The 26,519-nt window shown below is 64.2% G+C and carries 25 protein-coding genes and 1 tRNA gene; 9 read left to right on the top strand and 17 right to left on the bottom strand.

The genetic code is table 11. The annotated features are described in order from the left end of the window. Positions 1-23: 23 nt before the first annotated feature. Positions 24-887 carry a MerR family transcriptional regulator gene (locus tag AB0P23_RS13295; RefSeq protein WP_363797821.1) on the bottom strand — a complete coding sequence of 288 codons (864 nt, stop codon included), beginning with the start codon at positions 885-887 and terminating at the stop codon, positions 24-26. A gap of 211 nt (positions 888-1,098) precedes the next feature. Here AB0P23_RS13295 and AB0P23_RS13300 point away from each other — a divergent pair, with 211 nt between their 5' ends. Next, positions 1,099-1,242: a hypothetical protein gene (locus tag AB0P23_RS13300; protein WP_155289472.1), complete on the top strand. Its 144-nt coding sequence runs from the start codon at positions 1,099-1,101 to the stop codon at positions 1,240-1,242. Between the two features lie 31 nt (positions 1,243-1,273). On the opposite strand, the gene AB0P23_RS13305 is transcribed toward AB0P23_RS13300, so the two are convergent. The 5 genes from AB0P23_RS13305 to AB0P23_RS13325 all read right to left on the bottom strand — a co-directional run bounded on the left by AB0P23_RS13305 (position 1,274) and on the right by AB0P23_RS13325 (position 4,797). Beyond that, positions 1,274-2,518 (bottom strand): globin domain-containing protein, encoded by a 1,245-nt coding sequence (locus AB0P23_RS13305; RefSeq protein ID WP_032373005.1) that lies wholly within the window; start codon positions 2,516-2,518, stop codon positions 1,274-1,276. Positions 2,519-2,559: 41 nt separating this feature from the next. Then, positions 2,560-3,000, bottom strand: coding sequence for an Rrf2 family transcriptional regulator (locus AB0P23_RS13310; protein WP_027496129.1), 441 nt, complete (start codon positions 2,998-3,000; stop codon positions 2,560-2,562). 296 nt (positions 3,001-3,296) lie between these two features. Continuing rightward, positions 3,297-3,593 carry a PLD nuclease N-terminal domain-containing protein gene (locus AB0P23_RS13315; RefSeq protein WP_308051278.1) on the bottom strand — a complete coding sequence of 99 codons (297 nt, stop codon included), beginning with the start codon at positions 3,591-3,593 and terminating at the stop codon, positions 3,297-3,299. Beyond that, positions 3,590-3,856 (bottom strand): DUF1876 domain-containing protein, encoded by a 267-nt coding sequence (locus tag AB0P23_RS13320; protein WP_206498299.1) that lies wholly within the window; start codon positions 3,854-3,856, stop codon positions 3,590-3,592. The genes AB0P23_RS13315 and AB0P23_RS13320 overlap by 4 nt, the downstream gene beginning before the upstream one ends. A gap of 56 nt (positions 3,857-3,912) precedes the next feature. Beyond that, positions 3,913-4,797 (bottom strand): universal stress protein, encoded by an 885-nt coding sequence (locus AB0P23_RS13325; RefSeq protein WP_206498300.1) that lies wholly within the window; start codon positions 4,795-4,797, stop codon positions 3,913-3,915. Between the two features lie 252 nt (positions 4,798-5,049). On the opposite strand from AB0P23_RS13325, the gene AB0P23_RS13330 reads away from it, so the two are divergent. Then, positions 5,050-5,979, top strand: a complete 930-nt coding sequence (locus AB0P23_RS13330; protein WP_287453655.1) for a universal stress protein — start codon at positions 5,050-5,052, stop codon at positions 5,977-5,979. Between the two features lie 248 nt (positions 5,980-6,227). Beyond that, positions 6,228-6,548 carry a hypothetical protein gene (locus AB0P23_RS13335; RefSeq protein ID WP_230593555.1) on the top strand — a complete coding sequence of 107 codons (321 nt, stop codon included), beginning with the start codon at positions 6,228-6,230 and terminating at the stop codon, positions 6,546-6,548. Between the two features lie 205 nt (positions 6,549-6,753). Here AB0P23_RS13335 and AB0P23_RS13340 read toward each other — a convergent pair whose 3' ends face one another. Beyond that, positions 6,754-8,001: a DUF4010 domain-containing protein gene (locus tag AB0P23_RS13340; protein WP_032373007.1), complete on the bottom strand. Its 1,248-nt coding sequence runs from the start codon at positions 7,999-8,001 to the stop codon at positions 6,754-6,756. Positions 8,002-8,247: 246 nt separating this feature from the next. Here AB0P23_RS13340 and AB0P23_RS13345 point away from each other — a divergent pair, with 246 nt between their 5' ends. Continuing rightward, positions 8,248-8,457, top strand: coding sequence for a hypothetical protein (locus AB0P23_RS13345; protein WP_032373008.1), 210 nt, complete (start codon positions 8,248-8,250; stop codon positions 8,455-8,457). A gap of 693 nt (positions 8,458-9,150) precedes the next feature. Here AB0P23_RS13345 and AB0P23_RS13350 read toward each other — a convergent pair. The 7 genes from AB0P23_RS13350 to AB0P23_RS13380 all read right to left on the bottom strand — a co-directional run bounded on the left by AB0P23_RS13350 (position 9,151) and on the right by AB0P23_RS13380 (position 15,135). Then, positions 9,151-9,224: transfer RNA gene (locus AB0P23_RS13350), tRNA-Leu, on the bottom strand. 44 nt (positions 9,225-9,268) lie between these two features. Continuing rightward, positions 9,269-10,705 carry a TIGR00366 family protein gene (locus tag AB0P23_RS13355; RefSeq protein ID WP_283542406.1) on the bottom strand — a complete coding sequence of 479 codons (1,437 nt, stop codon included), beginning with the start codon at positions 10,703-10,705 and terminating at the stop codon, positions 9,269-9,271. Positions 10,706-10,821: 116 nt separating this feature from the next. Then, on the bottom strand, positions 10,822-11,766 hold the full coding sequence (locus tag AB0P23_RS13360; protein ID WP_032401198.1) for a Ppx/GppA phosphatase family protein: 945 nt from the start codon (positions 11,764-11,766) through the stop codon (positions 10,822-10,824). Further along, positions 11,763-12,293, bottom strand: coding sequence for a DUF501 domain-containing protein (locus tag AB0P23_RS13365; protein ID WP_032371198.1), 531 nt, complete (start codon positions 12,291-12,293; stop codon positions 11,763-11,765). Before AB0P23_RS13365 ends, AB0P23_RS13360 begins: the two co-directional genes overlap by 4 nt. Further along, a complete protein-coding gene (locus AB0P23_RS13370) occupies positions 12,290-12,778 on the bottom strand; it encodes a septum formation initiator family protein (protein ID WP_230593554.1) in 489 nt (162 codons plus the stop codon). Before AB0P23_RS13370 ends, AB0P23_RS13365 begins: the two co-directional genes overlap by 4 nt. A 259-nt stretch (positions 12,779-13,037) precedes the next feature. Further along, positions 13,038-14,324 (bottom strand): phosphopyruvate hydratase, encoded by a 1,287-nt coding sequence (eno, locus tag AB0P23_RS13375; RefSeq protein ID WP_027496113.1) that lies wholly within the window; start codon positions 14,322-14,324, stop codon positions 13,038-13,040. Positions 14,325-14,412: 88 nt separating this feature from the next. Then, positions 14,413-15,135 carry a lytic murein transglycosylase gene (locus tag AB0P23_RS13380; RefSeq protein ID WP_094622351.1) on the bottom strand — a complete coding sequence of 241 codons (723 nt, stop codon included), beginning with the start codon at positions 15,133-15,135 and terminating at the stop codon, positions 14,413-14,415. A gap of 177 nt (positions 15,136-15,312) precedes the next feature. Here AB0P23_RS13380 and efeU point away from each other — a divergent pair, with 177 nt between their 5' ends. The 4 genes from efeU (at position 15,313) to AB0P23_RS13400 (ending at position 19,316) form a co-directional block, all read left to right on the top strand. After that, entirely contained in the window at positions 15,313-16,194 is an 882-nt protein-coding gene (gene efeU, locus AB0P23_RS13385) for an iron uptake transporter permease EfeU (protein ID WP_032385654.1), read from the top strand. A 14-nt stretch (positions 16,195-16,208) separates the two neighbouring features. After that, positions 16,209-17,348 (top strand): iron uptake system protein EfeO, encoded by a 1,140-nt coding sequence (gene efeO / locus AB0P23_RS13390; RefSeq protein ID WP_283550510.1) that lies wholly within the window; start codon positions 16,209-16,211, stop codon positions 17,346-17,348. After that, positions 17,329-18,579, top strand: a complete 1,251-nt coding sequence (gene efeB, locus AB0P23_RS13395) for an iron uptake transporter deferrochelatase/peroxidase subunit (RefSeq protein WP_363797828.1) — start codon at positions 17,329-17,331, stop codon at positions 18,577-18,579. The genes efeO and efeB overlap by 20 nt, the downstream gene beginning before the upstream one ends. 95 nt (positions 18,580-18,674) lie before the next feature. Further along, on the top strand, positions 18,675-19,316 hold the full coding sequence (locus AB0P23_RS13400; protein WP_283550512.1) for a dihydrofolate reductase family protein: 642 nt from the start codon (positions 18,675-18,677) through the stop codon (positions 19,314-19,316). Positions 19,317-19,432: 116 nt separating this feature from the next. Here the strand turns inward: AB0P23_RS13400 and AB0P23_RS13405 are convergent, their stop codons facing one another. Next, a complete protein-coding gene (locus tag AB0P23_RS13405; RefSeq protein WP_027496107.1) occupies positions 19,433-19,801 on the bottom strand; it encodes a metalloregulator ArsR/SmtB family transcription factor in 369 nt (122 codons plus the stop codon). 89 nt (positions 19,802-19,890) lie between these two features. On the opposite strand from AB0P23_RS13405, the gene AB0P23_RS13410 reads away from it, so the two are divergent. Beyond that, entirely contained in the window at positions 19,891-21,882 is a 1,992-nt protein-coding gene (locus AB0P23_RS13410; RefSeq protein WP_363797831.1) for a heavy metal translocating P-type ATPase, read from the top strand. On the opposite strand, the gene AB0P23_RS13415 is transcribed toward AB0P23_RS13410, so the two are convergent. Continuing rightward, complete coding sequence (locus AB0P23_RS13415) at positions 21,871-22,785, bottom strand: MazG family protein (protein WP_032401192.1); 915 nt, start codon at positions 22,783-22,785, stop codon at positions 21,871-21,873. The two genes, AB0P23_RS13410 and AB0P23_RS13415, sit on opposite strands and share 12 nt — an antisense overlap. Positions 22,786-22,787: 2 nt before the next feature. Then, complete coding sequence (gene mfd, locus AB0P23_RS13420) at positions 22,788-26,453, bottom strand: transcription-repair coupling factor (protein ID WP_363797885.1); 3,666 nt, start codon at positions 26,451-26,453, stop codon at positions 22,788-22,790. Positions 26,454-26,519 lie beyond the last annotated feature (66 nt).

Consider the following 26,519-nt stretch of genomic DNA (forward strand, 5'->3'; position numbering starts at 1 on the left):
ACTCGACCCGACACTCCGGAGACTCATGTCGTGCCGGATCCGTCGAGTTCCAGGGCCAGTTCCATGCATCGCAGTCGTGCAGGGGAAAAGTCGTAGGGCATCATCCGGACGGTCTCGGCAAGGCTTGTCGACCCGCACGCCGAACCGGCGTCGGCGGGCGGGGGGTGCAACTCGTCCCACGCGTCGAATCGGCCGTCGTCTGCTTGCGCCAGGCCGGAGCTGTCGATGACCGTGCGAAGTGCGGTCTCGAAGGCGTGCCGTTCCGCAGCCACCTCTGCCACGCGAGGGTCGTCGACGGCTACCGTGTCGTCGAGCGCCTCTTCGGCGGCGTCGACTCGGTCAGAAGCCTCCCGCAGGTCCGGGCGGGCGGCCAGGGCGATGAACCGCGACGCCTGGACGGACGCGCCGAGGTCGCCGAAGATCCGCTCGGTCACGAGCAGGGTGTCCAGGTCGTCCTGGCGCAGGGCCCCCTCGCGCAGGCCTGCGAGGCGGTCGCCCACGACATCGGAGAGCAGGCCCAACCTGCTCCCCCGAGCTCGCATGCGCTGCACAGCTTTCCGTTGCTGCTCGAGTTCGGCCTGCCTGGCAACGAGGGACCCTTCGAGCCGATCAAGGATGCGCGCGACGTCGCTGTCGGCGGTACCGGGCGCATCCGCCAAGGCGTCGCGGATATCGTCGAGAGCAATGCCGGCCTCGGCCATCCGGCGGATCCACAACAGCCGGATCATCTCGTCGTAGCCATAGCGGCGGCGGTCGTCGCTCCCCCGCTCGGGCTCCGGGATCAGGCCGATCTGGTGGTAGTGACGGATCGCTCGCGGCGTGGTGCCGACGAAGGCGGCGGCTGCCCCGATCGTGACTTGGCGCGGCGGGATGAAGGACGAGAACATGTGCGAGCCTTCCTCATTGGGCGGAATACGCTCACTGCACCACATGACCCTACGGAAGGTGCAACTCCCTACCTGATTTCGCGCGTCGGGCAACACCGCACCGAAGTCTGAAATCGCCCTCCACCGTTGCCAGAACAGCAAACTTTCTTGCGTATCTGTCCATCGTCGTCGATCCTGTGAAGGACACCGAACGAGATGGAGATGCCTGACAATGACTTCGACCACAAACAACGACTCGGATCACACAGGCGATGTTGTCGTCACGGAGGGCAGACATGAGCCCTTCTCGGCCGCTATGGAAGCTCTTGTGGCCGAGCGCGTTCTCGGAGATCGCCGCCACGGCGTTTCCATCTGACGACAGAAGGCAGCTCTGCTCGCCGGCGCGACTACCGGCCGACGCTTGCGCCGAGCAACCACTCGTCCGGGGCGAACAATTCGCAATGGACACGCGACTTGTCGACCCCACAGTCGACGAGTTGCGATGTGACGGCCCGCACGAAACCGCCACCGCCGCAGACGAAGAACGTCGCACCCTGAGGAATTTCGACAAGAGTGAGATCCAACCGCCCATGGTGTGCATCGGCCACATCGCCGGGCTCCTCGTACCAGAGTTCGAGGACGGCGTTCGGCAAGGCGTCGACCAGTTGTCGCTGACGGGCCCGAAGCGGATGGTCGGCGGGGCTACGGTCTGCGTGGACAACCAACACCTCGGATTGCGTACCCGACAGAGCGAGATGTTCGAGAATCCCGTTCATCGGCGTGATGCCGATGCCGGCCGAGATCAATACGGCGGACCCCGCAGAGATGTCGGCTGTCGGCAGATCACCGAACGGGATGCTGATGTCGATGAGGTCTCCCGGGCGTAGCGTGCTCGAGATCCAGTTCGACACTTCGCCTGCCGGGCAGCCACCGCTGGCGACGACAGGCTTGACGGCGAACGTCAATTCGCCTGTGTCACTGCCGGAGATGAGGCTGTACTGGCGGATCTGTCGCGCGCCGTCGGGCAGAGTCACTCCGACCGAGACGTACCCACCCGGGTGCTCCTTGCGAAGCTCGGGCCAGTCGCCGGTCACACCGATCACCACTACCCCGGACGGATCTTCGGTGCGCGTAGTGACGATTCCGCGGTGAAAGACCTGTCCCGCAACCACTCCCGCGCTCTCGTAAAGGCGGTTCTCGAGATCGACGAGAGTGTCGGCCATCATCCAATACACCCGGTCCCAGGCTTCGGCGACTTCGGTCGACACTGTCTCGGCACCGAGTACGTCGACGATCGCAGCGAAGAGGTGCTCGTACACGATCGAGTACTGGTCGGCGGTAATTCCGAGAGATGCGTGCTTGTGTCCGATCCGGGACAGCATTTCGTCCGGGTGTGGCAGCGTCGGGTCCACCAGATGAGTGGCGTACGTTGCGATCGACGCGGCCAGAGCTCGTTGCTGCGCTCCCTGTGCCTGATTCCCGCGGTTGAACAGATTTCGCAGCAGCTCCGGTCGTGCGGCGAACATGCGCGCATAGAAGTTTGTTGTGATGGCGTCGATATTGGCACCCACCAACGGCAACGTCGCTCTGACGACGTCGACGTGATCGGGTTGGAGCTCGTGATCGACAGTGAGGGGACCGAACGTGGACATAGATATTCCTTCCAATGGACCGCCGACGTCGAAATGGCAGGTCAGGGTGAGGGAAAAGCGACCATTGCGAGTGGAATGGTCGGGGACGCGGCTAGATCGTCGATCGTGTAGCGGTCGAGTTCGCCATAGAACGCTTCTTTGGCGACGGCCAGGGCATGCCGCAATCGGCAGGCGGCAAGAAGTGGGCAGGGCCGGTCCCCTACGCACTCGACAACTTCGCGATCGCCTTCGAGCTGACGGATCAGGTGGCCCACCGATATCGATCGGCCCGTGTCGGTGAGGAAGAGCCCGCCGGTGCGGCCGCGCTGCGCACGGACGCAGCCCAATCCGACCAAGCGTGTAATCGCTTTCGCTACATGGTGTTCGGACGCGTTGACTCGAACTGCAATGGCTCCAGTGGTCATCCGAGGACCGTCCGGGCCGGCGGCTGCCAGCAACATCATCGCCCGTAGGGCCAGATCGCTGAAGCGAGTCAGTTGCATGTCTACGACGGTACTCAATCCCGCACGCCCGCTGCGGGTTTTGGAGCGTGGGTTCAAACACCACGATCCGTGCGGTTTTTACACCTGGACATTCCTCACAACTCCGAGGCCAATTCTTCGATAATTCGCGCTGCCGGGTCAGCGGAAGCGCTGCGGTGCCCGGCACCGGCCCACAGGTTGATGCCGTGAGGCTCGGCACTCGGCCTTCGCACTGCCCGCCGTCATCGGGGCAGGCGTGACCGTACTGGCACCAGCAAGTCGATCGGTCGGACGTGGCTCAGCTACAGCGGCGGCGCTTATTGGAGCGGATCCGCTCGCCGGCCGAAGAAGAAGTATGCGATCGGACCGAAGAAGTTGACGCATATGACCGCGGCCCACAGCCGCTTGCTGCCACTAACCTGCCCGCTACTACGTCGCGCAAGATCGAGCCAAGCGGCCAAAGCCATTGCCACCTGAACAGTGCCGAGAACGACGATGCCGCGGCGGCGGCGTTCGCTTATGCCTTCCTCGGCTTCGGCTTCGACTTTCTCACATCGTGCATCGTTCTCCTGCGCACCTGCAGACAGCCACGATGGATCGCGTGGTGCGTTCACAGCCGCACTCGGACAGGTTCGTGGACAACCTGTTCCAGGTCTTGCGCACTGCATTCGAGCAGCTGATGAGCGAGATCCGACAGTGCTCGTGCGACGGCAAGCTCGTCGCCTATCTCGGGGACCATCGGGTCCTCGGGGCTCTTTCGCGCCAGCCATACACCGGTGAGCTTCGTGTCGTCGCGAGTATGCAACCGCGCCAGGGCACGTGTCTTGTCGTCGTGTTCGTCGATGGTGATTTCGACCGACCAAGTGTGTTCTTCCATGACATGGGCCTTTCTCGACGGGGCTTCATAGGTGCTCTGTTTCGTCACGGGCCCGGTCATCGTCCGTCGCGGCAGATCATGACGGGACAGTGCGCGTGGTGAACAAGATTGGCACCGGTAGACCCCAGCACCAGCGAGGCGATCGATCCGCGTCCGTGGCTGCCCACGATGGCGAGCTGCGACTGCGCGGAGAGATCCACGAGTGTGTGCGAAGCATTCCCCTGGCGCAGTTCGCGATTGATCTGCACATCCGGGTATTTCTCGGCCCATCCGGCCAAGCTCTCGGACAGGAGTGCTGCCTCCTCCCGTTCATAGGCCGGCCAGTCGACGAAATACGGAAGTGCGACTCCGCCGGCTTTGGAAGCAGGGCTCCAGGAGTGAACGGCAACGAGCGCAACACCCAACGCCGACGCCACCTCGAATGCGTGTCCGACGGCGGACTCACTCGCAGCGCTACCGTCGACTCCGACGACGACAGGCGCGTCGAACGTCGAGCGGCCCTCCCGCCATACGACGACCGGGCAGTCCGCATTGTGAGCGACTGCTTTTGCCGTACTTCCCAGCAAGAACGAACTGACGGCACCGGAGCCCGAATTTCCCACCACCACCAGTCGCGCCGTATGTGAGCACTCTCTCAGCAATGCGGCGGCAGACATGACGACGACTTCGGTACTCACAGCAAGGTCGGGATGGATACCGACCAAAGACTCGGACAGGTCGTCGACGATCTTCCGGGCGTTCTCCTTCTGCTGATTCCACACCTCGACGGGCACGGCAATGGCCTCCTCGGCCATGTAGAACGTGGGCTCTCGGACCGCGCTCACGATGTGCAGCGGGGAATGCAATCGGGCCGCCATCTCCGCCGCCCACCGTGCTGCAGCGTCACTGCTCTCCGAACCGTCCACTCCGACGACGACTCGCTGACGATTGGCCAGAACCATGGTGTCCACTCCGATCTGCGATGGGCGAATGTCCGACAGGATTTTCGGCCACTCCGTGCGGACTCATCGGTACGCAGTCCCATTGCATCCCAGGTGGATCGGGCAACCCAGGGTATTACGTCCCCGATTGTCAGGACCTTCGATCGACCCGGCGAGCGGTGCGGACCGTCGTGCCGAATTCGAGGACTTCGGCACCGTGCGACAGGTCCGAAGCCTCTGGTCCGGTTCGACCCGACCCCAGAGGATCGATGCATGACCACTGCGATCGACCATCGAAAGAATCTCACGGTTGTCGGCGTCGACGGCTCCGTGTCGGCTCGGAACGCTGTCCGTTGGGTTGCCACCGACGTAGTCGGCCGAGACACCACACTGTTGCTTGTCTATGCCGGTGTCGATCTGGACATCACGCGCACCGGAGCACCGGACGCGAACAGTGGCACCGCGTCGGGTGCGCGTGCTCGTGCGCGGTCCGCGCTGGCCGCCGCCCGCGTCATCGCGTTGTCGATACTGGGCGACGACGCCGATGTGGAGACCGTGCTGGATCCCGGCCCACCCAACGAGGTATTGAACGGGTACTCGGACACAGCTCGGATGCTCGTGCTGGGTTCTCGTCGAAAGGGATCCGTAGCGCGTGCAGTACTGGGCTCGGTCAGTACCGATGTCGCCACTCACGCACGATGTCCCATTGCTGTTGTCCCGCAGAGTTTCACAGGAACAGCAGCAGAGTCCGCCACCGGCCCCACGGTGGTGGGCGTCGACTGTTCGTCCAACGACGATGCAGTACTCGACGTTGCCTTCGATCAGGCATCACGACTCGGCGTCCCCTTGCTTGCCGTGCATGCGTACGAGTCCTTGCAACCGCGAACCGGGTTCGCCCGCTCCATCGACCTGGGGCCCCGCATGCGTGGCGATTCTGCTCCACAGCGGTGGATCGATCACCTCGTTGCCTCGTGGTCCGAGAAGTATCCCGACGTCGAAGTCACGGCTCACGCTGCACACGACCGACCGTCACATGCGCTCCTCGAGTACGCATCCCAATCCCACGCGCAACTCATCGTGCTCGGGGCCAGGAGCCGTGGTGCGATCTCACCGCTGTTCGGCGGATCGACCAGCCGTGCGGTACTCCATCGAGCCGATATACCGGTCGTCATCGTCCCTGCATGCAAAGGCAAACTGCAGTAACGGCCCTGTGGCAGCACGCCGAAATACCGGCTCTGCCCGAGGAGCAACGCGCGGACGTGTTGACCTTCACCGAGAACGCGACTACGACACAAAGGCTTTCGCCATCTACGACCGAGGAAGTTCATGGATCGGTGCCAAACACGGCGATCGAGGACCTCGGCCCCTCCGAGTGGGGACGTTCGACGACAGCACCGGGTACCGCGTGATCGATAGGGTCGCTTACCGAACCGGAACGAAACGGAGAAGGCATGAAAACATCGAAGGTCCAGGCAATCGTCGACCGCACCCTGCCCGACTGCTCTCCGTATCCTCAGACCACCAACAACACGGCGTGCGCCGCCATCGAACAGTTCGACGAGGGGTCGCCGAACTTGGTGGTCCGTGTGGAGGAGGTGGGAGCACGACACTGGTGGATGGCCTTGCTGGCAACGCTGGCAAGTCAATCGGGAAACGCCTACATGCGCTTTGTCGGTGTCGTCGACGAGAAATCCGTGTATTTCAGCGACACGTTCCCAGTGCCCCGAATCTGGGGATCCATTCCGCCACAGGAACAGTGGCACCGGGCATGACTCGGTGCCTTCACAAACTCTGCCGAGAGATCGAGGACGCGGCTTGCGGCTGCACGAGAACACGATCGATCCCTGGTCGCTTTCGTACGAGCGCACCTCACCTCCGCCCGCGCGCGGGCTCAGTCGAGCTACGTGCTGAGCTACGAAACGTCGAGCATCGACGCCTCTGCGCTCGAAACCGACGAGCGGAAAGGTCCGCTGCAGTTCACCCCATCGTCACCACGAACGTCATGACGACGGCGAAGACGACGGTCGGCAAAGCCATGGCCGCAAGAAACCCGAGACCGAAGCGATGCCCACCTGAAGTGAAGGCCAGCACGCTCTTGACCAGCAGATTCGATCCGAGCGCAGCGGCGATTGCCTGCAGCGCGCTGTCGACCGTGATGGTGCCTTTCGCAGCCAGGCTCGCCGCCCCGAGAGCACCGGCGTGAGCATCGGCGAGACCCGCCGCAGCTGCGGCGAGCACCGCTCCCCGCGAACCCAGAACGTCAGCACCCCATCGGCCGACGAAGAGGGCGAAGACGAGAACAGCAGCCAACACGAGTGCCGGCCGCAACGAAAACGGCCGCGCCGCGGTATTCGGCTCGACGCCTACGCTTATCACCTCAGCGTCTCGTGGAGCCACTGAGGCACCGCGGTAGACGATGGCAGCGACTACAACGAGCACCATGGCACCCGCAACCACCGGGGGCCACAGTCGTCGAAGAACGTCTGGCTCGACGAAACCGATGACGACGAGCAACTGTATGAAGGTGGCAAGGCTGGCAACGAGCGCCCCGGCGAGCGGTGCCCGCATCTCATCGGCCGTCCGGCTCAGCCGGCCCATCGACGGAGTTGTCGCACTTGCGGATACGAATCCGCCGGCCAGACCCGTGACGAGCAGACCGCGCTGTGGCCCAAGCGTCCGGACGCCGATGTATCCGATCCACCCGATACCGGTGAGCAGAACGACGAGGAGCCATACCTTGGCCGGGTTGAGCACGCCGTAGGGTCCGATTTCGCGATCAGGTAACAACGGCAGGATGACAAATGCCGCCACGAGGGATTTGATGGCGTCTTCGAGTTCGATCTCGCTGACCATCTGACGGGCGAAGCGATGAATGCGAGACTTCGACATCAGCAGTCCGGCCACGATCACGGCAAGGGCGACGGCTACCGACGGGTCGGTATAGGCGAGTGCGCCGAGCAGATAGGCCACCAACGCGGCTATCTCGGTAGTGGTCCCCGCGTCCTGCTCGCTGGTGCGGAGATAGGCAAGCGCCATGAGCAGCCCAACGACGACGATGCCGGCTGAGACTGCCCAGATGTCGAAGCCGGCGGCGACGGCTCCGGTAAGAGACAACAGCGCGAACGAACGCGACCCCGCCGGGAGCGTGCGGATATGGCTGCGTTCACGCTCGAACCCGAGCAGCAGTCCGATGGCGAGCGCCACCAGGAAGGGCTCAACGTCCATCCAGCTCACGACAGTTTCACCGATCGTGCACTACTGGAACGGATTTGCCGCACCGCCCACCTTCTACCCTCGAGTCGTCGACGGATCCCGCGGTCGGATCGAATTCGCATCCACGGCCGGTCACGACGTCAGCTCTCAGCGCCGCAGTAGGCCACGATCCCATTGTCCGCAACTACACGGTGGAAGACAGGGCGGAAGGTCCCTCACGCGTATGACTCACGTCATCGCCCTAGGTGCGGTCCGGCAATGTTCCGACATCACCGAACGATTGGTAGAGAGCACCATCTGTACCGTTTTCTGTCCGCTCCACTCGGACTTCGAACGGGATCCGAATCCGAGATAGCCCGCACCGATCCGGCCGTGCTCAGCGGTGAGAACCTGCCGACCGGAATAGCCATTCCGAGCTCCCCGTTCGCCGTCGGCGTCATCTCACTGCTACTGGGCTACATCTCGTAGTCGCCGGTGGGGGCACTCGATCACGCGGAGCTGAGTCCAAAGCGATGCCATCGCGCCCACTCGATTGGAAGCGTGATGTCTCGGGCAATTGCACGGTGCTCGCGATCCGCTTCGCGACGGCCGGCGGAAGCTCCGGGGCAACAGCCACCGACCGGCCGTCCGCGGGGATGCTCGCGGCAACCGTTGCAGCAAATGCTCGGGCTGGCCGGAAGTCTGTAACGGGCAACTCGGAGCAGGTCGCCGACGTGGCTGCAACATGAGGCTGTGCTGGGCTGGCGTTTCGGACGAGACGATGCGCAACATGCAATCTACGTTGGCGACTTCCGAGAATGCTTCGCCAGGGCAATGCTCTCGAGCGCTTGGGCCGACATGCATGTGAAACCTGTTTCGGCACAACCGGCTCTATGACTGAACCGAAATATCGCGAGAGTCGACGAGGTCAGTCAGCTCAGCATGATCAGGTTGTGACAGCCTCGTGACAGCGAGCCACCCACCGAGACGACTTCGCAACCCGAATCCCGGCCCTGAGCTGGACGAATACGAAGATGCGACGGCGAAGAACGTACATACCGCGCGGATCTGAAATCCACTGTCTCGGTTGTCCACTCAAATCCGCGATAGGCCGCTGAAGTCCACGTTGCCAGCCGAAAAGCATTGTTGCGGAACAGCAATCTGCATCCGTACGGACTCCGGTGCCCCCAGTCGGACTCGAACCGACACTGTGCGGATTTTAAGTCCGCTGCCTCTGCCAATTGGGCTATAGGGGCCACCGCCGGAGACTCGCTCCAGCGGTGACGATCATATCGGGCTGCTATGGCGCCGGGATGACCGGCGGCACGAAGTCGAAGGTCATGCCGAGGAGCCACACGAGCAGCAGGACCACCGGGAAGTGGAAGATGAACTGCAGGAACGTGAATCCGATCAGATCTCGCGCTCGCAGGCCCAGAACGGCCAGCAACGGGAGCATGAAGAACGGGTTGATCAGGTTCGGCAACGCCTCTGCGACGTTGTAAATCTGGACGGTCCAGCCGAGGTTCATCTGCACGTCTGTGGCCGACTGCATTACGTACGGCGCTTCGACGAGCCACTTGCCGCCGCCTGACGGAACAAAGAGCCCGAGCACCACGGTATAGACCGCGATGACCACGGCGAATCCACCGCCGCTACCGATGTCGGTGAAGAAGTTGGCGAGGTGCTCGGAAATCGTGACGCCTCCCCTACCCTCCGCTTTGGTCAACATGGCCGCCATTGCGGCGTACAGCGGGAACTGCACCAGAATTCCTGCAGTCGCGGGGACCGCTTTGCTGACGGAATCGAGGAAGCGGCGCGGGGTGCCGTGCAGCACGAGACCGAGCATCAGGAACACCAGAAGGTACCCGTTCAGACTGCTGACCACCGACAGCACCGGCAGCGTCAATAGCTGCGAGACAAGCCATCCCAGCGTCATCGTGCCGGTGAAGAGCGGAAGGATGCGGCTGTACTCGAGCCACTCCCCTGGCCTGGTACGCGGTGCCGGTTCGGCGACGGTGTCGTCGAGATCGACGTCCATGTCGGCGGCAGTCTTGATCGCGGCACCCTTCGGAGCAGACACGTGTGCGATGACGACCGTCAACACGATGATGATGACGCACATCAGCAACGACTGCCACGTGAAGATGGTCGTACCGAAGTCCAGCACACCGGTCACCGAAAGCAGAGTCGCCGGAAGCGAACTGGCCGTCGCCTGCAGCTGAGCAGCAGAGGACGACATACCCAGCGCCCAGACCGCGCCGAGTCCCATGAATGCAGCGGCCCCGAGAGCCCGATAGTCCGTCCGCAGATCGTCACGCCGCGCAATGGCTCGGGCCAAGAGACCGGCGAACACCAGGCTCAGGCCCCAGTTGAGGAAGGACACCGAGCAGGACAGCAGCGCAACGAAACTGACAGCGCTACTGGAACTCTTGGGCACCTGCGCCAATCGGGTGATCAACCTGGCGACCGGTGGAGAGGTTGCCACGACGTACCCGGTGAGCACGACCATCGCCATCTGCAGCGTGAAGGCCGTCAGGTCCCAGAAACCGTTTCCGAATGCGTCGACCACATTCTGCGGAGACGACCCGTTGGCGAAGGCAGCAACAGCAACGACCACCACGCCGACGAGGGCGAAGATGTACGCGTCGGGAAACCATTTCTCGGTTCCCCTGGCGAGCGCTTGCGCTACGCGCGCCAGACCTTTTTCGGCCGGGGCCTGCTGGGCGGGTGTCGTCATCGGTGGTCCTAGCCTCGTCGGGAGCAGTGACGTGAGCCACAGCGCCTATCAGGCTTCACCGAAACACGAAGCGATGCAACCTACATCGCCGCAGACCGGGTCTGCAGAATTGCAGATCAGATCTTGATCGACATCGCGATGCCGTCGAGGATGTCGTGCTCACTGACCGTCAACGAGCTGACAGCCCCGCGTCGCTCGAACTCTTCGGCCAGCACGCTGCACACAATCGCTCCGCCGCCGATGACGTCGACCCGTCCGGGGTGCATGGGCCCCAACGCACTTCGCTGCGTGTGAGTCATGCCGATCAGGTCCTCGCATACCTCGAACAACTCCGAGAAGGGCACTCGCGACAAGTGCACTGCGTCTGCGTCGTACTCGGGTAGTTCCTTGGCGATGGCCGCGATGGTCGTCATCGTGCCGGCCACACCCACCCAGCTCGACGCGTCGCCGATCGAGACTTCCTCGAATGCCTCCGCCAACTTCTCGCGGGCGTACTCACGCGCACCGTTGATCTCGTCTGCGGTGGGAGGGTCCGAATGCAGGAATCGTTCGGTCAGACGCACACAGCCGATGTTCGCCGAGAACGCCGCTTTCACACCTTTGGCGTCGCCCAGTACGAGCTCGGTGGAACCGCCACCCAGATCGACGACCAGGAAAGGCCCTGCCGCAGAATCGAGTTCACCGACCGCACCGGCAAAGGACAGCCGCGCTTCTTCGTCTCCGGTGATCACCTCGGCCTCGGCACCGGGAATGACCTTGCCGAGTACCTCACGCACCATCGAGAAGAAGTCCTCCCGATTCGACGCATCACGGGTGGCGGAGGTGGCGACCATGCGCACCGCGGTGGCCCCGGTCTTGCGGATGATCTCCGCGTACTCCACCAATGCAACACGGGTGCGCTCGATGGCCTCGGGCACGAAGGCTCCGGTCGCGTCGACGCCTTGCCCCAAGCGCACGATCCGCATCTCACGAGCGACGTCGGCGAGGGTCTTACCGTTGTTGTCTGCGACGAGCAGGCGGATGGAGTTGGTGCCGCAATCGATCGCTGCAACCCTGGTCATGATTTCTCCGCACGTAGTTCTTCGATGGTCGGCCAATCGGCCGGAATAGCTTTGCCGCGCAACGAGTTCTCGGCTGCCAATGCCACCGACTCGTCGCCGAGCGGATTGACTCCTGGCCCCTTGGCCAACGAATGCGCGATCAACACGTGCAGGCACTTGACGCGGTCGGGCATACCGCCGCCGGTGAAATCCGTTCCGAGAGATTCGATCTCGTTACGCTCAGCCAGGTACGACTCGTGTGCACGCAAATAGGCGGCAGCCAATTCCGGGTCGGTCCCCAAGCGTTCGGTCATCTCACGCATGACTCCGGCCGATTCCTGCCGACTTGCTTCCGCCGTCAATCGCGGGTCGGTCAAGTAGTACAGGGTGGGAAACGGAGTGCCGTCGGGAAGCTTCGGGGCAGTTTTCACCACACCCGGCCTGCCGTCCGGAGATCGATACGCGATTTCGAGTACGCCACGCGGTTCACGTCCGAGCTGCGATGCGACCGCATCGAGATCTTCCTGCGAGACTGCCGAGGAATTCACCCGACGGGTCCCCCTTCTGGTTCTGGCACCGGCGGGGCCGGAGCGGGTTCTGGCTGTACGACGGGCATGGGCGCGGACGTGGGCTCCGACGGCTCGTCCGATCCCTGCGGCTGCACCGCGGTGTTCCACAGGTCGGTGTACCACGGCCCGGTCGGGGTGTTGTCCACCTCGAGATCCTTGGAGCTCGGCGAGTAGTCGCCGGGGAGCTGCACCTGATACGGCGTCTCCCCCGGCATGACGAACCGCAGCCGCTCGCGAGCATCGGCGGCGATGCGGGACGGTTCGTTGAGCTGAGATTTCTGGGTCTGGAGCGCGTCCACCTCGTCCTGCAGGGTCTGACGCTCGGCCAGCACGGACTCGAGCTCACCGCGCTGCGAGAAGTAGGTCCTGAGCGGCACGGCCAGCGTCAGCGCCAACGCGCACACCACGACTCCGAGAATGACCGCGCGTCCGGTGGACAGCCCGAAGAACGTTCGCTCGGGCATCTTGGGTCTACGAACACCGACGCGCCTCGGAGCAGCTTTGCCACCCACCACGGCGTCACGCGCCTGATCCGACGGCTCCGGTGGAGTGGCCGGCCGGCCGGAGGCGGTCTCGTCGCGAGACGCACCCCCGGTCGGCTTCGAGCGATTCGGAGAGGAAGGACGGCCGCGGGGTCGGGGATCCCGTCCACCTGGACTGGTCCCGGACCTTCCGCGTCGTGCCATCATTCACTCTCCACTTCGTGCATACGTATCGGTTGACTCAGCCCTCGTAATTGAACCGGGGGAAAGCCAGCTCGCCCGCGTAACGCGCCGCGTCACCCAGAGCTTCTTCGATTCGCAGCAACTGGTTGTACTTGGCGACGCGCTCGCTTCGGGCGGGGGCACCGGTCTTGATCTGCCCGCTGCCGACGGCAACTGCCAGGTCAGCGATGGTGGTGTCCTCGGTTTCGCCGGAACGGTGGCTCATCATCGTCTTGTAGCCGTTGCGATGGGCCAGATCCACTGCATCGAGGGTCTCGGTCAGCGTGCCGATCTGGTTGACCTTGACCAGCAGTGCGTTGGCCGCACCCTTGACGATGCCGTCTTCGAGACGCTCGGGGTTGGTGACGAACAGGTCGTCGCCGACGAGCTGAACCTTGTCACCGATCGATTCGGTGAGTGCGACCCAGCCGTCCCAGTCGTTCTCGTCGAGCGGATCCTCGATGGAGACCAGCGGGTAAGCGTCGACGAGCTCGCCGTAGAAGGCCGACATCTGCTCGGCGGACTTGGTCTCACGCTCGAAGGCGTAGCCGGTGCCCGCGGTGTAGAACTCGGTGGCCGCCACGTCGAGGGCGAGCGCGACATCCTGGCCGGGCTTGAGACCGGTCTTGCCGATGGCCTCGAGGATCAGGTCGAGAGCTGCCTTGGTTCCGGCGAGATCGGGAGCGAAGCCGCCCTCGTCGCCGAGGCCGGTGGACAGGCCCTTGGCCTTGAGCACTGCCTTGAGTGCGTGGTAGACCTCGGCACCCCAGCGCAGCGACTCCTTGAACGTGGCCGCACCGATCGGCGCGATCATGAATTCCTGGACGTCGACGCCACTGTCTGCGTGCGCGCCACCGTTGATGATGTTCATCATCGGCACCGGCAAGATGTGGGCGTTCGGGCCACCGAGGTAGCGGAAGAGCTCGAGTCCGGTGGACTCCGCAGCAGCCTTGGCGACAGCGAGCGAGACACCCAGCAGGGAGTTCGCGCCGAGGCGGGACTTGTCGGGAGTGCCGTCGAGGTCCAGGAGGGCCTGGTCGACGGTGCGCTGCTCGATGGCGTCGAGGCCGATGACGGCGGGTGCAATCTCGTCGAGCACCGCGTTGACGGCCTTCTCGACGCCCTTGCCGCCGTAGCGGTCTCCGCCGTCACGAAGCTCGACGGCCTCGTGCTCACCGGTGGATGCGCCGGAGGGAACGGCTGCACGGGTCAACGTCCCGTCGTCCAATGCGACCTCGACCTCAACCGTGGGGTTGCCACGGGAATCGAGGATCTCGCGAGCTCCGACCTGCTCAATGATGGCCACGAATGCTTCTCCTAGTAACGGGGACCGGCGGACTGTGCCGGGTGCAAGACTAGCCGCTGTTGCATGGTGCCCGCGATGCACGGAGTTTCTACGGCCTGGTGCCTACCGAGTACGCGGCCGCTCGATCTCGCACGTCGCGCAGGTACTGGCCCGACAGGTTGTACGCCATCAACGCGCTCTCCCACCCTTGCGCCGTCCGCAGATCACCGCCGCGCGCGCAGAGATAACGCGCCGCCGTCAGAGCGGCGTCGTCGATGTTGTCCGGATCTGCGATGCCGTCGCCGTTGGCGTCGACTCCCCATTTCTTCCACGTCTCGGGGATGAACTGCATGGGTCCCATCGCACGATCGAACTCGGCATCGCCGTCCATCGATCCGCCGTCGGTGTCCGGGATCTCGGCGACGCCCGGTCCGCCGTCGAGTGGGATTCCGCGAATGGGCGGTGCGACGAGTCCGTCGGGTTGCACGGAAGACCCCTGGTAGGTGCCGTGCCGACTCTCGATGTACCCGATCCCGGCCAGTGTCGTCCAGGCGATGCCGCAGTCCGCGTCGGTCTCGGCCATGATCGCGGCAGCGTGCCCGTACGACGCGAGTGCGGTCACCGAGATACCGAGCGCATCGGTCTGCGGCTCTGCCCAGGCAATGAGCAGATCGGCCGTTCGGCCGGGGGCATTGAAGTCGATGATCGGCACCTCCGTGCCCGGGCCGGGCGGAATGCCCTCGGGAATCTCACGCTTCGGCTCGCTGCTGCCACATGCGGTGAGCGCAAGGAGTACCGATGCGGTGGCGAGCACGCAGATTCGTGAGATCACCTCACCATCCTGCACACGGAAGGTAATAGAAAGCTAAAGGCCGATAAAACCCCAGTACAACGTGCATAAGGACCAGGTTGCAGGGTGTATGTTTCTGTCAACCTTCACGCATGAGGGTCGCCTACCCTTCGCGAGGCAAGGCGTACCAATGTTCGACGCACAACAGGAGCACCATCCGTGTCCGTACTGGCTGCCGCAGGATCTGCGCCGTCGATCGCTACCCAGATGTTCGGCAGCGGCCTGATCGGTCTCCGCGAGGGTCTCGAGACCGGAATCGTCGTCATGATTCTCGTGGCGTTTCTCGTCAAGGCGAACCGGCGCGACGCACTCAAATGGGTGTGGCTGGGCGTCGGACTGGCCGTTGCCATGGTCGCCGTCATCTTCTTCGTCATCCACTACGGCACGTCGACGGTCACCGGACTGACGGCCGAGATCATCGCGGGAGCGGCCTCGCTGGTCGCCGTCGTCATCGTCACGGCCATGGTCCTGTGGATGCGTACCGCCGCCAAGAACATCTCCGGCGAGCTGCGGGCGAACATGGAGAAAGCTCTCACCGTCGGGCCTGCTGCAGTGCTGACGCTCTCGTTCTTCGCCGTCGGCCGTGAGGGCGTCGAGACGGCACTGCTCATGGTCGGGTACGCCGAGAACACCAACGGCAGCCTGTGGCCGCTGCTCGGACTTCTACTGGGCATCGTCGTCGCCGCAGTACTGACGGTGTTCCTGTACTTCGGCGCGGTGCGCATCAACTTTGCCGTGTTCTTCAAGTACACCGGCATCTTCCTCATCGTGGTCGCCGCCGGAATCCTGGCCTACGGCATCCGCGCCCTGCAGATCGGCGGAGTTCTGCCCGGTGGCAGTGCTGTCGCCTTCGACATCACCGCACACTTCGATGCCTCGAGCTGGTACGGCACCGTGCTCGCCGGCATCTTCAACTTCCGCCCCGAACCCACTGTCTTCCAAGCGATCGCGTGGGTGCTGTACATCGTCGTCGTGTTGTTCCTCTTCCTCCGCCCGGTCCGCGTTCCCGCGGCTCCCGAGCCTGTACTTCAGAACTCCTGAAAGGCACCACCACCATGCGTCGTACCACTTACGCTCTGGCCGCGGTCGCGGTTCTACCGATGGCCCTGGCCGGATGCACCGAGAAGTCCTCGACCGAGGCCGCGTCGGGCGATATCGCCGTCACGGCCACCGACTCGTCCTGCGACGTCGGTGCAACCGAGGGCACCACCGGAAACTCCACGTTCCAGATCACCAACAACGGCAGCAAGGTCACCGAGTTCTACGTCTACGGCGAGGGCGACCGAGTCATGGGCGAGGTCGAGAACATCGGACCGGGTCTCACGCGTCAGCTCATCGTCGCTCTGCCCGACCCCGGCACGTACCAAACCGCCTGCAAGGCAGGCATGGTGGGCGACGGCGTCCGCGCCGATTTCGTCGTGACCGGCGATTCGGTTCGCCAGACGGACGAGGACGGCTTGCTCACCGAGGCGGCTGCGGGCTACAAGCGCTACGTCGTCAGTCAGATCGACGCGTTGCAAGAGACCACGACGTCGTTCGTCACCGCGGTCAAGAGCGGCGACGTGGCCGCCGCCAAGGCCCAGTTCCCCATCGCGCGTAGCTATTACGAGCGCATCGAGCCGGTTGCCGAGAGCTTCCCGGACGATCTCGATCCGCGCATCGACCTGCGTGAGCCCGACGTCGAGCCCGGCGCGGAGTGGACCGGCTTCCACCGCATCGAGAAGGACCTGTGGACGCAGGGACTGCAGCCCGACACCAACGCGATGGCCGATCAGCTCGAGGCCGACATCACCGAACTCGCAGACAAGATCAAGGCCGACGACTTCACCATCGACCCCGTCCAGGTCGCCGGTGGCGCACAGGGATTGCTCGACGAGGTCGCCAAGACCAAGATCAGCGGTGAAGAGGACTTCTTCTCGCACACCGATCTGTGGGACTTCCAGGCCAACGTCGACGGCTCGCAGGCAGCCATCGCGGCCGTGCGTCCGATCCTCGACGAGCGCAACGCCGAACTGGGCACCGCGATCGACGCCCGCTTCGCAGAACTCGACGCCGAACTCGCCAAGTACCGCAGCGGCGACGGCTTCGTCTTCTACGACACCGTGACCGAACCGCAGCGACAGGAACTGTCGAACAAGATCGACGCACTGTCCGCCGAAGTGAGCCAGGTGCAGGGTGTCGTTGCCGGACAGTAAGACTGGACAGTTCTCCCGGCGGCGTCTGTTCGGTGCCGTCGGGACCGGGGCTGCACTCGTCGGAGTCGGGGCCATCGCGGGACACGCGACGGCCTCGGGAGCCGAGGTGCCGACGTCGGACGTCGTCGAGTTCCGCGGCGACCATCAGGCCGGCATCGTCACCCCGGCACAGGACCGCATGCACTTCGTCGCGTTCGACGTCACCACCGACTCGCGCGACGAGTTCGTTGCGCTGCTGAAGAAGTGGACCCTGATGGCCGAGCGGTTGGTGCATGGCGAGGAGACGTTCGACGGCGGAGCTGTCGACGGCGGCCAGTACAACCCGCCCGCCGACACCGGTGAGGCGCTGGGCCTGACCGCATCGTCTTTGACGTTGACGATCGGGTTCGGTCCGGCACTGTTCGATCGGTTCGATCTGGCGTCGAAAAGACCTGCCTCCCTTGCCGATCTGCAGCACTTTCCGGCCGACAACCTCGACCCGCGCCGCTCGGGTGGCGACCTCTGCATCCAGGCCTGTGCAAACGACCCGCAGGTTGCCGTGCACGCCATTCGCAACCTCGCCCGCGTCGGGTTCGGCACGGTTTCGGTCAAGTGGTCTCAGCTGGGCTTCGGACGCACCTCGTCCACCTCGACCACCCAGGACACCCCACGAAACCTGTTCGGCTTCAAGGACGGGACCGCCAACCTCAAGGCCGAGGACCCGTCTTTGCTGGACGACAACGTCTGGGTTGCCCCTGACGACGATCAGGAATGGATGGCAGGTGGCTCCTACCTCGTGGCCCGCCGCATCCGCATGCTCATCGAATCGTGGGACCGCACCACGCTCAAGGAACAAGAGCGAGTGATCGGACGCAGCAAGGGAACTGGCGCACCGCTCGGCCAGAAGGACGAATTCGACGCACTCGATTTCGAGTCACAGGGACCGGAAGGCACCTTCATCGACAAGACCGCACACGTGCGTCTGGCGTCGAAGGAAAACCTCGGCGGCGTCCAGATCCTGCGTCGGGGATACAACTTCACCGACGGATCGGACGGCTTCGGACACCTCGACGCCGGACTGTTCTTCATCGCCTACTGCCGCGACCCGCTGACCCAATTCGTCCCGATGCAGTTGGCCCTGTCTCGCAAGGACGCACTGAACGAATACATCCAACACGTCGGGTCTGCGGTATTCGCATGCCCTCCCGGCGTCGGAGAATCCGAATACTGGGGTTCGACGCTGTTCGAGTGATTCTTCGCCGGCCCCACCCCGTCCGGGCGGTGAGTTCGTGCACGCGGTTCGGTCTACACCGTCGTATGTTTTCGTCATCGACATCGGGAGCACAAATGGGTCAGCTGGTTCGGGTACAGAATTTCACCGTCTCGAGCGACGGGATTGCTGCTGGCGAGGACCAGAGCCTCGAGAGCCCGTTCGGTCTCGACCATCTGGCACTGATGAGGTGGTACTTCGCCACCGCCAGTTTTCCTGGAAACGCCGGTTCGAGCGGTAGCCGCGGACTCGACGACTATTTCGCCCGCGACTTCGCCCGCAACATCGGTGCCGAGATCATGGGCCGACACAAGTTCGGGCCACAACGCGGACCGTGGGCCGATCACGAGTGGCAGGGCTGGTGGGGCGACGAGCCGCCGTTCCACACGCCCGTCTTCGTGCTCACCCACCACGAACGGCCGTCGATCACACTCTCCGACACCACGTTTCACTTCGTCGACGGCGAGCCCGCCGACGTACTGGAACAGGCGAAGGAGGCGGCCGACGGGAAGGACGTGCGACTCGGCGGTGGCGTCACGAGTATCCGCGAGTTCCTCGACGCCGATCTGGTCGACACCATGCACATCGCCGTCGCACCCATCGAATTCGGCTCGGGCCTGAAGCTGTGGGATTCACCCGACGAATTGAACGACAGATTCGAGCACGAAGTTGTCCCGAGTAGCAGCGGTATGACTCATCACCTGTTCTGGCGTAGGTAGCCGGGCCGGATCAATGCGCCTTTGTTGCACTCTGACCGACTGAAACCCACATTGATCCCAACCCGAGGGACGAGGAATACCCCCCCAGCGCGAGAATTGGGGCGAGTGAGAACAACTCAGGCGGAGTCGGCGTCGGAGGGGAAATCCGATGCCGACATTCCGAGGTGCTCGATGTGATAGACGGCCTCGTCGAGCAGCATCGCGACGTGGTTGTCGTACAGGCGATAGATGACGCTTCGGCCCGAGCGCGTACCGGTGACCAGTCCCATGGCGCGTAACAACCGGAGCTGATGAGATACCGCCGACTGTTCCATTTCCACTGCGTCGGCCAAATCGTTGACCCCACTCGGCCCCTGCCGTAGCTGCGTCAGAATGCGCAGTCGGCTCGGTGTGGCCAGAGCCTGGAGGGTCGCGGCCACCGTGGCGGCAGATTCGGCATCGAGCTGCGCAGGTGGCGTGCTGCGTCCCTCGACTCCATGTCCCATGCGACAACTATAGTTTATGTACACATGTAAAGGTCTTCATGTAATCCTGTACGGTGATGTTCGCACTGTCCGACGGAACGAAGGCCCGCATGACTTCCACCAGCACCGCCCCGGCACCGGCCGACGTGCGACATCCAGCCGGCGCAAGCCGCACCCGTCTCGTCGACATTGCCGAAGTGAGATGGGCGCTGGCCGCGACAGCACTGTTCGCCCTCGGACTTCTCGCGCAGTTGATCGACGCGCCGGCATGGACGTACTGGGCGCTGTACCTCGCCTGCTACGCCACCGGCGGGTGGGAGCCTGCGCTCGAAGGACTCCGGGCGCTGCGGGACCGAACTCTCGACGTCGACCTGCTGATGATCGTCGCCGCACTCGGTGCCGCCGCGATCGGGCAGATCTTCGACGGCGCACTGCTGATCGTCATCTTCGCCACGTCCGGTGCCCTCGAAGCGGTGCTCACCAGACGCACCGCCGACTCGATTCGGAGTTTGCTGGATCTGGCACCCGAGACCGCGACCGTGCTCGACACCTCCGGCCACGAACGAACGGTCGACGCATCCGACCTTCGTCCAGGCGACATCGTGACAGTGCGCCCCGGCGAACGCATTTCGGGTGAAGGCATCATCGTCGACGGCGCATCCGACATCGATCAAGCCTCGATCACTGGGGAATCGGTACCCGTCTCGAAATCCGTGGGCGACGAGGTGTTCGCCGGAACCATCAACGGCACCGGCGCACTACGGATCAGAATCGACGTCGACCCGTCCGACACGATCATCGCGCGCATCGTCACCCTGGTCGAGCATGCGTCCGAGACCAAGGCCGAGAAGCAACTGTTCATCGAAAAAGTCGAGCAGTACTACTCGAAGACCGTCGTGCTCTGTACCGCAGCGATATTCGCGGTACCGATGCTGCTCGGGAACGACCTCGAATCGTCGTTGCTGCGGGCGATGACGTTCATGATCGTCGCGTCACCGTGCGCGGTGGTCCTGGCGACCATGCCGCCCCTACTCGCAGCGATGGCCACAGCGGGCAGGAACGGCGTGCTGGTCAAGTCTGCCGTGTCGATGGAACAGCTGCGCTCCATCGACACGGTCGCCTTCGACAAGACGGGGACCCTCACCGGGGGAACACCCCGGGTGGAGTGCATCGATAGTCTCGGAACCCTGGGCGAGCTCGAGGTGCTCCGCCTGGCAGCGGCGGCCGAGAACGGAAGCGAGCACCCGATCGGGCTCGCTGTCGTCGATTACGCCACGAGCCGGGGCGTCGCGATCATCACGGCAACGCACTTCGATTCGACACCCGGCATGGGAGTCACGGCAACGGTCGACAGCCGCATCGTCACGGTCACGAAACCCGAAGCCGAAGCCGAAGCCGCACAGCACAACACGAACGCCCCGGCCGAGCGCACAGCCGCCCTTCGAGAAGCCGAGGGCATGACGGCGGTGATCGTGCACCTCGACGGAGAAGCGATCGCCGTGATCGGACTCGTCGACATCGTTCGCGCCGAGGCCGACACCACGGTCGCAGGTCTCGAAGAACTGGTCGGCACTCGACCGGTGCTCCTCACCGGCGACAACGACCGCGTCGCTCGAGCAGTGGCAGCGCGCGCCGGAATTGTCGACGTACGCGCGGGGCTGCTGCCCCAGGACAAGGCCGAGGCCGTCACACAACTGCAGAACGAACGTACCGACGGCGAGACCCCGCGGCGAGTGCTGTTGGTCGGCGACGGCGTCAACGACGCGCCGGCGATGGCTACGGCCGACATCGGTGTCGCCATGGGACGTCGAGGATCCGATCTCGCGCTCGACACCGCCGATGCCGTCCTGATCCGCGACGACCTCGGGGCCCTGGCGGCCGTCATCGCGCTTTCGCGGCGGGCTCACCGCATCGTGGTCGCGAACCTGGCGATTGCGGCGACGTTCATCGTGGTGTTGGTCGCCTGGGATCTGATCGGTACCCTTCCGCTACCGATCGGCGTGGCCGGTCACGAAAGCTCCACGGTCATCGTCGCTTTGAACGGGATGCGATTGCTGTCCTCGCGTGCCTGGAAGCAGAAAGCGTCCCGGTCAGCCCCGTAGACCCCAGTGTTCGATCCAATCCAACGCACTCATCTCTCCCGGCGTGACGCCCGCATTGCGGGCCGATGCCTCGGCATTACGGATCAACGCGGCGAAATCGAGTACTCGACGCCGTAATGTGTCCTCGGCACTGTCCCCGCCGTTCGAATGGTCGACGCCGATGTGGACGACCCGCAGACCGTCCGGAACGAGCTCGTCGGGCAGTCCCGCCTTGCTGGCGCGTCCGACCACCTTCTGCGCCAATGCAAGTGACGGCTGAGACATTGCGATGCCGTCCAGGCAGGAGCCCCTGGCTTTTTCCGACGCCTTCTTCTCTTCCCACATTCGCTCCTGCTCGACGATGTCGATCGGTCCGGTGTCGGTTCGGCTCAGATGCGGGCTGCGGTGTGTCAGCTTTCGCACCAGACCTGCGGCAACGTCATCGACGTCGAAGGGGTCCTCGGCGGCGTCCTGAGCTATCCGGGAGTGAAAGAGCACCTGTAACAACAGGTCTCCCAGCTCTTCACGGAGGTCGACCAAGTTGCCGGCGGCGATGGCGTCGAGCAGCTCGTAGGTTTCTTCCAGAAGGTAGCCGCGCAGCGACTCGTGCGTCTGCTGAGCTTCCCAGCCGCCGACGCTACGCAAACGGTCCATCAGCTGGACCGCCGCGATGACGTCGTCGCCCGGAAGCTTCTCGGCCGCGACGACGCGTTCGCCGCGGGCGATCCGGTTCTGTACATCGGGATTGGTCCGGTCGGTGCTCACCAACACGGCATCGACGTCGTCGGGCGCGGCGGTGCCGGAGAACAACCAGCGCACCTTCACCGGAACCTCTTCGGTGAACTGCACTGCGCCACCAAGAAATTCGACGGCGTCCACCGGTACCTGAGTAGGACGAACAGGGTCGAGCAGAACGATCGTCACCGCTACACCCCCACAGTTTGCTCCAACAGGACGGACCGAGATGGCTTCCCGTCCAAGGATAGGATGAGATCGGCGATGAACTGCACCAATTCGACATCGCGGACGCGCGCCGCTCCGACACCGCCGCCTTCGACGCGGGGCAACGGCAGCTGCACCACTCCGGTGGTCGCACGATACGTCGCGCTCGGGTAGAGGCGCTTGAGCCTGATCTGCTTCGAATCGGGCAGGTCCATCGGAGCCAATTTCACCTGTGTCCCGGCCACATTGACGTCGGTCAGGCCGTATTCCTTGGCGATCAGGCGCAGCTTCGCGATGGAGACCAGGCGGCCGACCTCCTGGGGTAGCGGGCCGTAGCGATCGACGAGTTCGTCGATGACGGCGTCGATGCCTTCGGAGTCGGCCGCGGCGGCGAGTTTACGGTAACCCTCGAGCCGGAGCCGATCGCTGGTGACGTAATCCGGCGGGATGTTCGCGTCGACGGGGAGGTCGATACGCACTTCCTTGGGTGCCTCGTCCGTCGTGATCGGCTTACCGTCGGCGGCAGCGCGGTAGGCCTCGACCGCTTCACCGACGAGCCGCACGTACAGATCGAATCCGACGCCGGCGACGTGGCCCGACTGCTCGGCTCCCAGAACGTTTCCGGCACCACGAATTTCGAGGTCCTTCATCGCCACGGCCATACCGGCTCCGAGGTCGGAGTTCTGCGAGATGGTCGCCAAACGGTCGTAGGCGGTTTCGGTGAGCGGCTTCTCCGGCGGGTACAGGAAGTACGCGTACCCGCGTTCGCGGCTACGACCCACTCGACCGCGCAGCTGATGCAGCTGGGACAGGCCGAGCGAATCGGAGCGTTCGACGATCAGCGTGTTGGCGTTGGAGATATCGAGACCGGTTTCGATGATGGTGGTGCACACCAGCACATCGGTCTCGCGTTGCCAGAAACCCTGCACGGTGCGTTCGAGCGTTTCCTCGTTCATCTGACCGTGTGCGGTCGCCACTCGCGCCTCGGGGACGAGATCCCGAATCTTCTTGGCGGCCTTGTCGATCGAGCTCACTCGGTTGTGTACGAAGAACACCTGGCCGTCGCGCAGCAATTCGCGCCGAATGGCGGCCGCAACCTGCTTGTCGTTGTACGCGCCGACGTAGGTCAGCACCGGATGCCGCTCCTCGGGCGGGGTGAGGATGGTCGACATCTCGCGAATGCCCGCCAGGCTCATCTCCAGCGTTCGCGGAATCGGGGTGGCCGACATCGTCAGCACGTCGACGTGAGTACGGAGCGACTTGATGTGCTCCTTGTGCTCGACGCCGAAACGCTGCTCCTCGTCGACGATGACCAGGCCGAGGTCTTTCCAGGCGACACCGGTCTGCAGCAACCTGTGCGTACCGACGACGATGTCGACGGTGCCGTCGGCCAATCCGGCCATCACTTCTTTGGAATCGGCACCGTGGGTGAAGCGAGAGAGCCCTTTGACCGTCACCGGGAACGACGCCATCCGCGCGGTGAACGTCTGCAGATGCTGTTGCGCGAGAAGCGTTGTCGGGACCAGGACGGCCACCTGCTTGCCGTCCTGAACTGCCTTGAACGCGGCACGCACGGCGATCTCGGTCTTGCCGTAACCCACGTCGCCCAGGATGACGCGGTCCATCGGGACGGCCTTCTCCATGTCGGCCTTGACCTCGGTGATGGCCGTCATCTGATCGACCGTCTCGGTGAACCCGAACGCATCTTCCATCTCGCGCTGCCACGGAGTATCGGCCCCGAAGGCGTGTCCCGGAGCCGCCTGACGAGCGGCATACAGCTGCACGAGTTCGCCGGCAATCTCGCGAACCGCCTTGCGCGCCTTGCGTTTGGTGTTCGCCCAGTCGGACCCGCCGAGCTTGCTCAGTGTCGGCAGTTCGCCGCCGACGTAGCGCGAGAGTTGATCGAGTGAATCCATCGGCACGAACAGTCGGTCGCCGGGATGACCGCGCTTGCTCGGCGCGTATTCGACGACGAGGTATTCGCGCCGGGCACCGCCTATGGTGCGCTCGACCATCTCGACGAACCGGCCGATGCCGTGCTGGTCGTGCACGACGCTGTCGCCGGCGACGAGAGCCAGCGGATCGACCTGATTGCGACGCTTCGCCGGTAGCTTGCGCCCCTCCCCCGCCGCCGCGACACGGTTACCGGTGAGATCGCTCTCGGTGACGACCACGAGCTTTGCGTCGGGAAACACCAGGCCGTCGTGCAGCGAACCGCACAGGACGTTGACGACGTCCGGAACCGGGACCGCACCGGAATCGAGATGTGCAGCAGGCACTTCTGCCTCGGCGAGGCGCTCGATGATGCGCTTGGCGGTACCGGCTCCGGCCACGGAGATGACGGCCCGTCCCCCGGTGGCGATGTGAGCTCGCAGGGTGGCGTACAGCGCCGTCAACGCTTCCTCGGAACCTCGCACCTCGGGCACGGGATCGACGGCGAGCTCCACTTCTTCACCGTTGCCCGATGCCAAGGGGCTGATGGTCCACCACGGCCGGCCGTGCACCTGGGCCGATTCGCGTACCTGCCGCAGCGAGCGGTATGCGGAGGCACCGAGATCGAGCGAGGCCCCCTCGAGGCTGGACGTATCGAGGGTGGACGTGTCCAGTGGCGCGGCTCCACCGATGGATGCCGCAGTCCAGGACGCTTCGAGGAATTCCTGTCCTGTGCGGACCAAATCGGTTGCGCGAGTTCGGATTCGCTCGGGATCGCAGAGCAGGACGTGGGTCCCGGCGGGCAATGTGTCGGCGAGCAGTTGCAACTCGCCGGGTTGCAACAGCGGCAGCAGCGCCTCCATGCCCTCCACCGGGACTCCGGCCGACAGCTTGTCCAGCATCTCGACCAACGCGGTGTCACCGGCATTGTCGGCGGCGAGCACGGCCGCGCGATCGCGAACCTCCTGCGTGAGAAGCAATTCTCGACACGGCGGCGCGATGACGAGATCGACCTCGTGATCGGGGAGCGATCGCTGATCGGAGACGGCGAATGCGCGGAGCTCGGTGATCTCGTCGCCCCAGAATTCGACGCGGACCGGATGATCGGCCGTCGGCGAGAACAGGTCGAGAATGCCGCCGCGGACGGCGAATTCGCCGCGCTTGCCCACCATGTCGACGCGCAGGTAGCCGAATTCGACGAGGCGATGGATCAAGCCGTCGAAGTCCAGATCGAGACCCACTTTGAGCGTGACGGGTTCGATCTCGCCGAGACCCGGGGCCATCGGCTGCACCAGCGATCGAACGGTGGTGACGATGACACGCAGCGGATCGCCGTAGTCGCTGTCACCGGGGCGGGCGAGACGACGGAGCACATCGAGCCGCTTGCCCACGGTATCGGCGCTCGGGGAGAGCCGTTCGTGCGGCAGCGTCTCCCACGACGGGAACATGGCGACGCCGTCACCGAGCATCTGGGTGAGTTCACCCGTCAGGTCGTCGGCTTCGCGTCCCGTCGCGGTGACGATCAGAAGTTGGGTGCGCTGCGCGATTGCGGCGGCCACGAACGGGCGCACCGAGTGCGGCCCGATCAACGTGTGCTCGGCCGTCCCGATCGCGTCGGCGACCGCGACCATCGACGCATCCGTCAAGGCGACACTGGCGAGCCCCGAAAGGTGAAGCGCCGCGTCGGGAACGATCGGGGCCGGCCCGGACGTGGTCATGGCAGGCAGGGAATCGGAAGACAACAGCAATGCTCCTGAACGAGTCGAGGCGATGGCTGCGCACGC

This window comes from Rhodococcus sp. NPDC077669 (assembly GCF_040686915.1).
Taxonomy (GTDB): Bacteria; Actinomycetota; Actinomycetes; order Mycobacteriales; family Mycobacteriaceae; genus Rhodococcoides; species Rhodococcoides fascians.